The following is a 13099-nucleotide window of genomic DNA, read 5'->3' as shown; positions in this document are numbered from 1 at the left end:
GGAAATGCCTTCCTGGGCCTGAGGACAGCACGAGCCGGGACCCGCACCTGTGGTGCGGGCCCCGGCTGCGAGGTACGCGTCCGGAAATTAGGCCGGGACGATGTTCTCCGCCTGCGGGCCCTTCTGGCCCTGCGTGACGTCGAACGAGACCTTCTGGCCCTCCTGGAGCTCACGGAACCCCTGGGTGGCGATGTTGGAGTAGTGGGCGAAGACGTCGGCGCCGCCGCCGTCCTGCTCGATGAAGCCGAAGCCCTTTTCCGAGTTGAACCACTTCACGGTGCCTGTAGCCATGTCATTCTCCTAAACAGGTGCAGAGCCGGAAATTCGCACTGCGCGAATTCCTCGTCGCCGCGTTGAGCCCCATCCGGAGAAAGCCGGCGAAAACAATAATGCGCCTGACGAACATTTCCCGTCAGGCGCACATAAAGTTCATGGGTACCAAAACTGCAACGACGTCAGCCTAGCACGCTGTGGCGCAGGGTGCGCAGCGGGCGGCCGGGGTGCCAGACCCGTACGGCCAGTGCCCCGTCCTCCAGCCATGTCCGTACCACCTCGGTGGGCTCCACCCGGAAGAGGTGGAACGGCTCCGGCGGCCGGACCTCCTCGGTGAACCGCCCGAGCGTTTCGTCGTCGGTCACCTCCACGGCCAGGCCGCCGATCCGTACGTCGCCGTCGGGCAGGGTGTTGCCGTCGCCCGGATTGGCGTGCAGCGCGAAGCGCGGGTCGCGCAGCAGATCGAGCGCCTTACGGGAATTCGGCATCATGCCGAGCCACAACTCCCCGAAGCGGAAGGTGACTTCCAGCCCCGACAGCCGCGGAGAGCCGTCCTTCCGGAGGGTGGCGAGCACATGGTGGGGGAACGTCTCGAATCGGCGCTGCACGGTCTCGGCGAAGTCCGGCTCCGCGGACCGGAATTCCGGCCAGGTGAATGTCATACGCCCAAGCCAACCGCCGATACCCGACATCTTCTGTCAGGAATCACCCGCGATTCACCACGAATTCGGTACGGGGGTCACCTGGCGGGGGTAGGGCCGCCGCCGTGGGCGTACGAGACCCTCAGCGCACGATGCCCAGCTCCCGCGCCCGGCGCAGCCACTGCGGGAACTCGCCGACGAGCCGGTCGTACAGCTCCGCGTCCCCGACCTTGCGCGGGTCCTTGCCCCCGTGGAAGAACCCGGCGTTGTCGACGGGCCGTTTCGCCGGGACGGGGAGTTCGTCGAGCTTGCGGAGGAAGTCGAACTGCCTGCTGGCCGGGTCGCCGAAGCCGATGAACTGCCAGAACAGCGGCAGCCGCGCGGCCTTGCACAGATACCGCTCGGCCGCGGGCTTGCTGGTCGGACCCCCGTCGGTCTGGAAGACCACCAGCGCGGGCTCGGTGGACCCGCTGTCCAGATAGTGGTCAATCACCGCGTCCATCGCAATGTGATAGCTGGTCCTGCCCATGTGCCCGAGCCCGGCGACGATCGCGTCGATTCGGCCGTGGTGGTCGGCCAGTGAGATGTCCGTCTCGGCGTCGATGTCGGTGGAGAAGAGGACGAGCGGGACGGTGCCGTCGTCGTCGAGATGGGCACAGAGGCCGAGGACCCGGTCGGCCAGGGCCTGGACACTGCCGTCCCGGTAGTAGTCCTTCATCGAGCCGGAGTGGTCGAGAACCAGATAGACGGCGGCGCGTTGGCCGTTGAGCCCGTTCTTCTCCAGCGAGACGGCCGCGCTCTTGTAGAGACCGACGAGCGCCGGTGCGGTCTCCTCGACCTTGCGCAGGCTGATGGCAGGTCCCGGTCCCACGAGGCTCCCCCTGTGTCTCGGTGCGCGGACCTGTTGAGGGTACGTGAGGATGCGGGCGCCGGGTCCCGCCCATACCGGCGGGCCGGGGGGCGAGGGACACGGCGCCTGCCGGCGGTCCGGTCGGGGACTGGGGGCAGGCGCCGCGCCTTGCGGAGGGCCCGGGAGACGCTCCCCGGGCCGACACCGCCCGTACGCCGTTGTACGGGAGCTTCTTATGTGTGTGCCGTTATGCGTGCCACGCGTGCGTGTGCCGCGCGGGTCAGACTGTCAGAGCGCGGTCGGTCGGGCGGATCGGGGCCGGCAGTTCGCTCGCCCCGGTGAGATAGCGGTCCACGCCGCGCGCCGCCGAGCGGCCCTCGGCGATCGCCCACACGATCAGCGACTGTCCGCGCCCCGCGTCCCCGGCCACGTACACACCGGGCACATTGGTCGCGAAGTCCGCGTCCCGCGCGATATTGCCGCGCTCGTCCAGCTCCAGGCCGAACTGCTCGACCAGACCGTTCGCCTGGTCGGTGCCGGTGAAGCCCATGGCCAGCGTGACGAGCTGCGCCGGGATCCGCCGCTCGGTGCCCGGCTTCTGCGCCGGCTTGCCGTCCTTGAACTCCACCTCGATCAGGTGCAGATACCGCACATCGCCGTGCTCGTCGCCCTCGAAGCGGGTGGTCGAGACGGAGTAGACCCGCTCGCCGCCCTCCTCGTGCGCGGAGGTGACCTTGTAGAGCATCGGGAAGGTCGGCCACGGCTGGTGCGGGGCGCGCTCCTCGCCGGGCCTCGGCATGATTTCGAGCTGGGTGACGGAGGCGGCGCCCTGGCGGTGGGCCGTACCGACGCAGTCCGCGCCGGTGTCGCCGCCGCCGATGACCACGACGTGCTTGCCCTGGGCGCTGATCGGGGAGACCGTCAGATCGCCCTCGCGCACCTTGTTGGCGAGCGGCAGGTACTCCATCGCGAAGTGGATGCCGTTCAGCTCGCGGCCGGGGACGGGCAGATCACGCGAGACGGTGGCGCCGGCGGCGATGACCACCGCGTCGTACCGCTTGCGCAGCTTCGTGGCGTCGATGTCCCGGCCGATCTCGATCTCGGTGCGGAACTTGGTGCCTTCCGCGCGCATCTGCTCGATACGCCGGTTGATGTGCGACTTCTCCATCTTGAACTCGGGGATGCCGTACCGCAGGAGCCCGCCGATCCGGTCGGCCCGCTCGTACACCGCGACGGTGTGGCCGGCGCGGGTGAGCTGCTGGGCGGCGGCCAGTCCGGCCGGTCCCGAGCCGATGACGGCGACGGTCTTGCCGGAGAGCCGGTCCGGCGGCTGCGGGGTGACGTCGCCGCTGTCCCAGGCCTTGTCGATGACGGACACTTCGACGTTCTTGATGGTGACGGCGGGCTGGTTGATGGCGAGCACGCACGCGGACTCACAGGGCGCGGGGCAGAGCCGCCCGGTGAACTCCGGGAAGTTGTTGGTGGCGTGCAGGCGCTCGCTCGCCGCCGTCCAGTCCTCGCGGTACGCGTAGTCGTTCCACTCGGGGATCAGATTCCCCAGCGGGCAGCCGTTGTGGCAGAAGGGAATGCCGCAGTCCATGCAGCGGCCGGCCTGCTTGCTGACGATCGGGAGCAGCGAGCCCGGAACGTACACCTCGTTCCAGTCCTTGACGCGCTCCTCGACCGGGCGGGTGGGCGCGACCTCGCGGCCGGTGGTGAGAAAGCCCTTCGGGTCAGCCATGGGTCGCCGCCTCCATCATCTTCTCGGTGGTCTCGGTCTCCGAGAGACCGGCCAGCTCGGCGGCGTCCTTGGCGGCGAGCACTGCCTTGTACGTAGTGGGGATGATCTTGCTGAAGCGGTCCACGGCGGTGTCCCACTCGGCCAGCAGCTTCCCGGCGACGGTGGAGCCCGTCTCCTCCTGGTGGCGGCGCACCACGTCGTGCAGCCACTGCTTGTCGGTGTCGTCGAGCGGGCCCACGGCGGCGAGGTTCCCGGCGTTGACGTTGTCGGGGGCGAGGTCGACGACGTACGCGATGCCGCCGGACATACCGGCGGCGAAGTTGCGCCCGGTCGGGCCGAGGACCACGGCGTGGCCGCCGGTCATGTACTCGCAGCCGTGGTCGCCCACGCCCTCGGAGACCACGGTGGCGCCGGAGTTGCGGACGCAGAAGCGCTCGCCGGTGCGCCCGCGCAGGTACAGTTCGCCGCCGGTCGCGCCGTAGGCGATGGTGTTGCCCGCGATGGTGGAGTACTCGGCGAGGTGGTCGGCGCCCCGGTCGGGGCGGACGACGATCCGGCCGCCGGAGAGGCCCTTGCCGACGTAGTCGTTGGCGTCGCCCTCCAGCCGCAGGGTGACGCCGCGCGGCAGGAACGCGCCGAAGGACTGGCCGGCCGAGCCGGTGAAGGTGATGTCGATGGTGTCGTCGGGCAGGCCCGCGCCGCCGAACTTCCTGGTCACCTGGTGGCCGAGCATGGTGCCCACGGTCCGGTTGATGTTCCGGATGCCGGTCTGGGCGCGTACCGGCTGGGCGGCCTCGGGGCTGTCGGCGGCGAGGGCGTCGGCGGCGAGCTTGATCAGCTCGTTGTCGAGGGCCTTCTCCAGGCCGTGGTCCTGCTCGACGGCCCGGTGGCGCACGGCGTTCCCGGGCAGGTCGGGTACGTGGAAGAGCGGCTTGAGGTCGAGGCCCTGGGCCTTCCAGTGGTCCACGGCCCGCTCGGTGTCGAGCAGTTCGGCGTGGCCGACGGCCTCTTCGAGGGTACGGAAGCCGAGCCCGGCGAGGATCTCGCGGACCTCCTCGGCGATGAACTCGAAGAAGTTGACGACGTACTCGGCCTTGCCGGAGAACCGCTCGCGCAGCACCGGGTTCTGGGTGGCGATGCCGACCGGGCATGTGTCGAGGTGGCAGACGCGCATCATGACGCAGCCGGAGACGACGAGGGGCGCGGTCGCGAAGCCGAACTCCTCGGCGCCGAGCAGCGCGGCGATGACGACATCGCGGCCGGTCTTGAGCTGCCCGTCGGTCTGGACGACGATCCGGTCGCGCAGACCGTTGAGCAGCAGGGTCTGCTGGGTCTCGGCGAGGCCCAGCTCCCAGGGGCCGCCGGCGTGCTTGAGGGAGGTGAGCGGGGAGGCGCCCGTACCGCCGTCGTGTCCCGAGATCAGCACCACGTCGGCGTGTGCCTTGGAGACCCCGGCGGCGACCGTGCCGACGCCGACCTCGGAAACCAGCTTCACATGGATGCGGGCGCGCGGGTTGGCGTTCTTGAGGTCGTGGATGAGCTGGGCGAGGTCCTCGATGGAGTAGATGTCGTGGTGCGGGGGCGGGGAGATCAGGCCGACGCCGGGCGTGGAGTGCCGGGTCCTGGCGACCCAGGGGTAGACCTTGTGCCCGGGGAGCTGACCGCCCTCGCCGGGCTTGGCGCCCTGCGCCATCTTGATCTGGATGTCGTCGGCGTTGACGAGGTACTCGCTGGTGACGCCGAAGCGCCCGGAGGCGACCTGCTTGATGGAGGAGCGGCGCGCCGGGTCGTACAGCCGGTCGGCGTCCTCGCCGCCCTCGCCGGTGTTGGACTTGCCTCCGAGCTGGTTCATGGCGATGGCGAGGGTCTCGTGCGCCTCGCGGGAGATGGAGCCGTACGACATGGCGCCGGTGGAGAAGCGCCTGACGATCTCCGAGACCGGTTCGACCTCGTCGAGCGGGACCGGCTCGCGGTCGGTGGCGAAGCCGAAGAGACCGCGCAGCGTCATCAGCCGCTCGGACTGCTCGTTCACCCGTTCGGTGTACTTCTTGAAGATGTCATAGCGGCGGGCGCGGGTGGCGTGCTGGAGCCGGAAGACCGTCTCCGGGTCAAAGAGGTGCGGCTCGCCCTCGCGGCGCCACTGGTACTCGCCGCCGATCTCCAGCTTGCGGTGGCTGGCGGAGATCCCGGAGGCCGGGTACGCCCTGGCGTGCCGGGCGGCGACCTCCTCGGCGACGACATCGAGACCGGCACCGCCGATCTTGGTGGCGGTGCCGTTGAAGTACTTGTCGACGAACGACTGGTCGAGGCCGACGGCTTCGAAGACCTGTGCCCCCCGGTAGGAGGCGACGGTCGAGATGCCCATCTTGGACATGACCTTGAGGACGCCCTTGCCCAGGGCGTGGATCAGGTTCCGGATGGCGTGCTCGGGCGGCAGGCCCTCGATGAACGTACCGGCGCGGACGAGGTCCTCGACGGACTCCATGGCGAGGTACGGGTTGACCGCGGCGGCTCCGTATCCGATGAGCAGCGCCACATGGTGCACCTCGCGGACGTCGCCGGCCTCGACGAGCAGACCGACCTGGGTGCGCTGCTTGGTGCGGATGAGGTGGTGGTGGACGGCGGCGGTGAGCAGCAGCGAGGGGATCGGGGCGTGCTCGGCGTCGGAGTGCCGGTCGGAGAGCACGATGATCCGGGCACCGCTCTCCAGGGCGGCGTCGGTCTCGGCGCAGATCTCCTCGATCCGGGCGGCGAGGGCCTCTCCGCCGCCGCCGACCCGGTAGAGACCGGAGAGCGTCGCGGCCTTCATGCCGGGCATGTCGCCGTCGGCGTTGATGTGGACGAGCTTGGCCAGCTCGTCGTTGTCGATCACCGGAAAGGGCAGGGTGACGGAGCGGCAGGACGCGGCGGTGGGCTCCAGGAGATTGCCCTGCGGGCCGAGCGAGGAGCGCAGCGAGGTGACCAGTTCCTCGCGGATGGCGTCCAGCGGCGGATTGGTGACCTGCGCGAAGAGCTGGGTGAAGTAGTCGAAGAGCAGCCGGGGCCGGGCGGAGAGCGCGGCGATCGGCGAGTCGGTGCCCATGGAGCCGATCGGCTCGGCGCCGGCGCGCGCCATCGGCGCGAGCAGGACGCGCAGCTCCTCCTCGGTGTAGCCGAAGGTCTGCTGGCGGCGGGTGACCGAGGCGTGGGTGTGCACGATGTGCTCGCGCCCGGGCAGGTCCTCCAGCTCGATCTCGCCGGCTTCGAGCCAGTCCTGGTAGGGCTTCTCGGCGGCGAGGGCCGCCTTGATCTCGTCGTCCTCGATGATGCGGTGCTCGGCGGTGTCGACGAGGAACATCCGGCCGGGCTGGAGGCGGCCCTTGCGGACGACCTTGGCCGGGTCGATGTCGAGGACGCCGACCTCGGAGGAGAGGACGACGAGGCCGTCGTCGGTCACCCAGTAGCGGCCGGGACGCAGCCCGTTGCGGTCGAGGACCGCGCCGACCTGGGTGCCGTCGGTGAAGGTGACACAGGCCGGGCCGTCCCAGGGCTCCATCATCGTGGCGTGGAACTGGTAGAAGGCACGCCGGGCCGGATCCATGGAGTCATGGTTCTCCCAGGCCTCCGGGACCATCATCAGCACGGAGTGGGGCAGCGACCGGCCGCCGAGGTGGAGCAGTTCGAGGACTTCGTCGAAGGTCGCGGAGTCGGAGGCGTCGGGCGTGCAGACCGGGAAGATCCGCTCCAGCTTGTCGGACCCGAACAGCTCGGAGGCGAGCTGGGACTCGCGGGCGCGCATCCAGTTGCGGTTGCCCATGACCGTGTTGATCTCGCCGTTGTGCGCGACGAAGCGGTACGGGTGGGCCAGCGGCCAGCTCGGAAAGGTGTTGGTGGAGAACCGTGAGTGGACCAGCGCGATGGCGGTCGCGAGCCGGCGGTCCGAGAGGTCGGGGAAGAACGGCTCCAACTGGCCGGTGGTGAGCATGCCCTTGTAGACGAGCGTACGGGCGGAGAGCGAGGGGAAGTAGATCCCGGCCTCGCGCTCGGCGCGCTTGCGCAGCAGAAACGCCTTGCGGTCCAGGGCGATGCCCGTGCTCGTACCGTCCGCGACGAAGAGCTGACGGAAGGCCGGCATGGTGGCGCGCGCGGTGGCACCGAGCAGTCCGGGGGCGACGGGCACCTCGCGCCAGCCGAGGACGGTCAGGCCTTCCTCGGCGGCGATCGTCTCGATGCGCGAGACGGCCTCGGTGGCGTCGTCGGCGGGCAGGAAGGCGGTGCCCACGGCGTACGAGCCGGCCTCGGGCAGATCGAAATCGGCGACCTCGCGCAGAAAGGCGTCCGGCACCTGGAACAGGATCCCGGCGCCGTCGCCGGAGTCGGGCTCTGACCCGGTGGCGCCCCGGTGCTCCAGATTGCGCAGTACGGTCAGCGCCTGCTCGACCAGCGCGTGGCTAGCTACACCGGTGAGGGTGGCCACGAACCCGACGCCACAGGCGTCGTGCTCGTTACGGGGGTCGTACATGCCCTGAGGGGCGGGGCGACCGTCCATGGGCGACCAGGCGTCGGAACGCATCGGCTCTCCCGTCATCGTTTCGTGGCATATGCGATTACCGAGGGACGACGCTGGCCCTCCAAGAAATTTCACGCAGGTTACATGATGGGTAGCTTCTCGCGGAACGGATAGCTTATTCCAGCATGTGGACACCGCTCGTAGCGGTGGATGTGGGGAGCAGACGGACAGATCGTCGTCCGTCCGGGGGTGGCGGAGCAGGCTTCGTTGCCCGCGGCGCCTTCGGCTCATGCCCGGTCATTAACGACTCGAAACCGCCGGGTAACGGCGGCATATGTGGCGCCGGGCATAGTGTCGCACCCCGGTGCCCGGAACGCCCGGGGATGTACGTCACAGGGTGGGGGCTCGATGCCCGTACCGCAAGGCCTGAAGGGATACGGAGGACCCGTTCGGGCGTGGGGCGGGGTGCTGTACCGGAGGGTGCTGTACGAGAAGGCTCGCCCTCGGGTCAGAGCGCCGCGCCGAACAGGGCTCCGAGACCGTACGTCAGCGCCGCCGCGGTCCCGCCGAGCACAAGCTGCCGCAGCCCGCTGTACCACCAGCTCCGCGCGGTCACCCGGGCCACCAGGGCGCCGCAGGCGAACAGCCCGCTCAGCGCCAGCGCCACCGCGGGCCACAGCGCCGTCGCGCCCAGCAGATACGGCAGTACGGGCAGCAGCGCGCCCAGCGCGAAGGACCCGAACGACGACACCGCGGCGACCACCGGCGAGGGCAGATCGTCCGGGTCGATCCCCAGCTCCTCGCGTGCGTGGATCTCCAGCGCCTGCTCGGGATCGCGGGAGAGCTGCCGGGCCACCTCACGGGCCAGCTCGGGCTCCACCCCGCGCGACTCGTAGAGCGCGGCCAGCTCGTCCAGCTCGTCGGCGGGGTGCTTGCGCAGCTCGCCGCGCTCCACCTCCAGCTCCGCCTGGACCAGCTCGCGCTGCGAGGCCACCGAGGTGTACTCACCGGCGGCCATCGAGAAGGCACCGGCCGCGAGGCCCGCGAGCCCGGTGATCACTATCGTCTGCTGGGAGACCGCGCCGCCCGCGACCCCGGTCATCAGCGCCAGATTGGAGACCAGCCCGTCCATCGCGCCGAAGACCGCGGGACGCAGCCAGCCGCCGTTGACATCGCGGTGCGTGTGGTTGTCGCGGTGCGCCACGTGGAGCGCGGCCTCGGTGTCGATGATCGACATGGTTCTCCCTTTCCCACTGTCTCAACGCTTCGAAAATACGCACGAAAAAGCGCTCCCGCCAGCAAGGAAGGCCGTACTTACCAGGCATGACAAGCCATCGGGGACGGAGCCGGGGACAGGGACGGCGGGCCGTGCCAGCCGGGTGACAGCGGCGTTTCCCGGACTCCCCGGGCGCCCGGCGTGGCAGAGATCCAGGACCACCGGGAACACATTCCGCACCCGGGCGCGTGTGAAAGGGCCACATGATGGAGTCGACCGCGTGCGGCCCCGCCGCCGGTCCCGACGCGGCCGAGACGCTGCGCGACCGGGCGCGCGGCGCCCTGCTCGGACTCGCCGTCGGTGACGCGCTCGGCGCCCCCGCGGAGAACATGCGGCCCTCCGAGATCCGCCGCCGCTGGGGCCGTATCGAGGGTTTCGTGACCGACAAGCCGGCGGGCACGGACGACACGGAGTACGCCATCTTCTCCGGGCTGCTGCTCGCCCGGCACGGCTCGGCGCTGACCGTCTCCCATGTCGAGAAGGCCTGGCACCACTGGATCGCGGACCTCGACGAGGGCCCGTTCCGCGGGGCGGGCTTCAGCGAGCGCGGCACGCTGGAGAACCTCAGACGGGGGCTCGCCGCCCCGATCACCGCCCAGCACCGGCACGCCTGGAGCGACGGGCTGGCGATGCGCGCGGCGCCCTTCGGGGTGTTCGCGGCGGGCCGTCCCGCGGAGGCGGCCCGGCTGGTCGCCGTCGACGGCACCGTCAGCCACGACGGCGAGGGGATCTACGGCGGCCGGGCGGTGGCCGCGGGGGTCGCCGCCGCGATGACCGGCGCGGGGCCCGCCTCCGTGGTCGCCGCGGCACTCTCCGTCGTCCCCATGGACTCCTGGACGGCCCGCACCCTGCGCCGGGGCGTGGTCGCCGCGGGCCGCCGCTACCCGGACACCCTCACCATGGAGCGGGCGCTGCGCTCCTCCGTGGTGATCGGCGGCTATCCCTGGACCGATCTGGCCCCGGAGGCGGTGGGCCTGGCCTTCGGCGCGTTCGCGGCGGCCCGGGGCGACTTCCGTGCCTCGGTCCTGACCGCGGTCAACATGGGCCGTGACGCGGACACCACGGCGGCGGTGGCGGGCGCGCTGGCCGGAGCGGTGTCGGGGGCGCGGGCGATTCCCGCCGAGTGGTCCTCGTCCATCGGCCCGGCCCGGGGAAGCTGCCTCCCCTCGATGCGCGGCTACCACGTCCTGGACATCGCCGACCTGCTGACCCCGGACGAGGACGAGGTGGCGTCATGACACCGGTGACCGGGGGCGCCCCGCCGGGACGGTCCGGTACGGACGGCACCCGCCCGGGGACGCCGTACCCGGGCAACCGCGACGAGACCGGCGGACGGCACGGCCCGGCAGGGCACAGCACCGAACAGAACGGCAAGGGCACCGGCACCGGCACCGGCACCGGCACCGGCGGGACCGGACCGTACGGCACCGGACGGGATCCGCTGCGCCGGATCGAGGGGCTGCTGCTCGGGCTCGCCGCCGGGGACGCCGCCGGATGGCCCGCCGCCCGGCACCGCGCCGCCCGGATGCCCGAGTGGACCCGGCGGCTCACCCGGGAACTGGACACCTTCGCCGAGCAGAACGCGACCACCACCCTGCCCGTCCCCATCGCGCTCAACCAGCCCCCCGAGCCGCTCCGGCTCGGCCCCTCCGACGACGCCGAATGGGCCGCCTTCACCGCCGAGTCCGTCCTCACCGCCGCCGGGCGCCACTTCGACGGGCTCGGCGCCGACCGCCGGATGCGCGCCGCCGTCGATCTGGCCTGGAACTCCCTGGCCAGCGAGATCGCCGCGGCGGCGGCCCGCGCGCCCGAGGTCGAGTCCGCCGTACCGCCGCTGCGCGCGCGGATCTCCGTACGGGCCGGCCTCGGCAATCTCGCCACCGGGCTGCGCCCGCCCGCCACCGGCCACGACAACCCGCACTTCTTCGACGACGCCGCCTGTGTACGGGCCGCCGTGCTGGCCTCCGTCCACCCCGGCCGCCCGGCCGCCGCCGCCGAACTCGCCGAGTTCGACGCCCGCTACACCCAGGACGGGGACGGCGTGCACGGCGCCCGCGCGATGGCCGCCGCCGTCGCCGCCGCGCTGGGCGGCGCGGACGCGGAGGACGCGGTCGAGGCCGCGCTCGCCCAGTTGCCGACGACCACGGAGATCGGCCGCAACGCCCGGCACGCCCTCAAGCCGGCCCGCGACGTCGCCCAGGAACCGGCCGGCGCCTTCGCGCTCGTACCGCTGCTGGAGCACCAGATCGTCGACCATGTCTACAGCTACGGCATCGCCGCGGCCGAGACCGTCCCGGTCGCCCTCGCCCTGACCCTCGCCGCCGGGGGCGAGGTCAGCGGCGCGGTGCCCGCCGCCGCCTGTCTCTCCCGGGTCGCCGACTCCGCGCCCGCCCTCGCCGGCGCGCTGACCGGTGCGCTCGGTGGCGGCGACTCGGTGCCCGCCACCTGGCGGGACGCCTGCCGCACTCTCGCGGGATGCGCGCTTCCCCGGCTCGCCAGAACCGATCTGGTGGAACTCGCCGGGCTCCTGGCAGCCACGGAACTGACCGCTCCGGGGGGACAATTCCGGCATGACGACGCTGAGCACTCCCCCCACTCCGGCCCCGGCCGCCACCGCGCGCCCTCCGGGCACCCCCTCCGCGCGCACGGTGACGCGCACGCTCGCTGACCGGATCACCGGCTGTCTGATCGGCGCGGCCGTCGGCGACGCGCTCGGCGGCCCGGTCGAGGGCTACTCCCCCGAGCAGATCGTCGAACGCCACGGCGGCCGGGTCTCCGGCATCGTCGGCCCCTGGAACGACAACTGGCGCACCGCCCGCCCCATCGCCCCGTACCACAAGGGCGACGGCCATGTCACCGACGACACCTTGATGACCCACGCGCTGATCCGGGTGTACGAAACGGTCCGCGATCATCTGGACGCGTACGCGATCGCCGACCATCTCGTCCCCGATCTGATGACCGTCCCCCGCTGGATCCCCGAGCTGGAGAGCGAGGCGCTGCTCCTCCAGCGGCTCTTCCTCGCCGAGAAGTGGCTGGTCACACGGCTGCACTACGGGCATGTCGACCCGCGCGAGGCAGGCACCGGGAACATCGTCAACTGTGGCGCGGCGATGTACATGGCGCCGGTCGGGCTGGTCAACGCGGCGCATCCGGCCGCCGCGTACGCCGAGGCGATCGACATCGCGGGCGCGCACCAGTCGTCGTACGGACGGGAGGCCGCCGGGGTGTTCGCGGCCGCGGTCGCCGCCGCCTGTCTCCCGGACGCCACGCCCACGACCGTCGTCGAGACCTGTCTCCGTCTCGCGAAGGACGGTACGCGTGCGGCGATCGAGGCGGTGTGCGACGTGGCCGCCCGGCACCGTGACACCGGGTCGGCGCTGCGCGGGCTGCGCGAGGCCGTCGCCCCCTTCGACACGGTCGGCCCCCACTACCGCAGCCCCTCGCTGGGCGCCCGCCGGCCCTCGCGGCTGCACTCCATCGAGGAACTCCCCATCGCGCTGGGCATGTTGCTGATCGGCGGGGGCGACTATCACCGTACGGTGCTGGGCTCGGTCAACTACGGCAGGGACTGTGACTCCATCGCCACGATGAGCGGCGCGCTCGCCGGGGCGCTGGGCGGTGAGTCCGCGATCCCCGCGGACTGGGCGCATCGTGTGGCCGACGCGAGCCGCCTCGATCTGCACGCTCCGGCGCAGGCTCTGACGGAGGTGGCGTACGAGATGTTCATCAGGGACACGGAGCGGCGCCGGGCGCACGAGTCGGCGTTCGGGCGTCTGACGGACGACCGGCTGAGCGACGGGCCGGACACGCCGACCGCGCCGAACAC

Annotated in this window: 8 protein-coding genes and 1 pseudogene; 3 read left to right on the top strand and 6 right to left on the bottom strand. The window is 71.4% G+C overall.

Translation table 11 applies throughout. From position 1 onward, the window contains the following. Positions 1-87: 87 nt before the first annotated feature. The 6 genes from KQY30_RS27340 to KQY30_RS27315 form a co-directional block, all read right to left on the bottom strand. Positions 88-291, bottom strand: coding sequence for a cold-shock protein (locus KQY30_RS27340; RefSeq protein WP_015607926.1), 204 nt, complete (start codon positions 289-291; stop codon positions 88-90). Between the two features lie 164 nt (positions 292-455). Then, positions 456-935 (bottom strand): pyridoxamine 5'-phosphate oxidase family protein, encoded by a 480-nt coding sequence (locus tag KQY30_RS27335; RefSeq protein WP_217309129.1) that lies wholly within the window; start codon positions 933-935, stop codon positions 456-458. A 121-nt stretch (positions 936-1056) separates the two neighbouring features. Further along, positions 1057-1785, bottom strand: a complete 729-nt coding sequence (locus KQY30_RS27330; protein ID WP_217309128.1) for a VWA domain-containing protein — start codon at positions 1783-1785, stop codon at positions 1057-1059. Between the two features lie 259 nt (positions 1786-2044). Continuing rightward, positions 2045-3505, bottom strand: coding sequence for a glutamate synthase subunit beta (locus tag KQY30_RS27325; protein ID WP_217309127.1), 1461 nt, complete (start codon positions 3503-3505; stop codon positions 2045-2047). Next, the gene (gltB, locus tag KQY30_RS27320) at positions 3498-8057 is read right to left on the bottom strand and encodes a glutamate synthase large subunit (protein ID WP_217309126.1); all 4560 of its coding nucleotides are present in this window, start codon (positions 8055-8057) and stop codon (positions 3498-3500) included. Before gltB ends, KQY30_RS27325 begins: the two co-directional genes overlap by 8 nt. A 445-nt stretch (positions 8058-8502) precedes the next feature. Next, on the bottom strand, positions 8503-9231 hold the full coding sequence (locus tag KQY30_RS27315) for a VIT1/CCC1 transporter family protein (protein ID WP_217309125.1): 729 nt from the start codon (positions 9229-9231) through the stop codon (positions 8503-8505). Positions 9232-9473: 242 nt separating this feature from the next. On the opposite strand from KQY30_RS27315, the gene KQY30_RS27310 reads away from it, so the two are divergent. The 3 genes and pseudogenes from KQY30_RS27310 to KQY30_RS27300 form a co-directional block, all read left to right on the top strand. Further along, a complete protein-coding gene (locus KQY30_RS27310; RefSeq protein WP_254407343.1) occupies positions 9474-10508 on the top strand; it encodes an ADP-ribosylglycohydrolase family protein in 1035 nt (344 codons plus the stop codon). After that, on the top strand, positions 10505-11938 hold the full coding sequence (locus KQY30_RS27305) for an ADP-ribosylglycohydrolase family protein (RefSeq protein WP_254407342.1): 1434 nt from the start codon (positions 10505-10507) through the stop codon (positions 11936-11938). Before KQY30_RS27310 ends, KQY30_RS27305 begins: the two co-directional genes overlap by 4 nt. Then, positions 11919-13040, top strand: a pseudogene (locus tag KQY30_RS27300) (ADP-ribosylglycohydrolase family protein); the annotation flags it as partial. The gene KQY30_RS27305 and the pseudogene KQY30_RS27300, both read left to right, overlap by 20 nt. Positions 13041-13099: the final 59 nt, after the last annotated feature.

It is taken from the genome of Streptomyces sp. GMY02 (genome assembly GCF_019056675.1).
Lineage (GTDB): Bacteria > Actinomycetota > Actinomycetes > Streptomycetales > Streptomycetaceae > Streptomyces > Streptomyces odonnellii.
The sequence above is the reverse complement of the archived record's forward strand: the minus strand, read 5'-3'. Positions and strand labels throughout refer to the sequence as shown.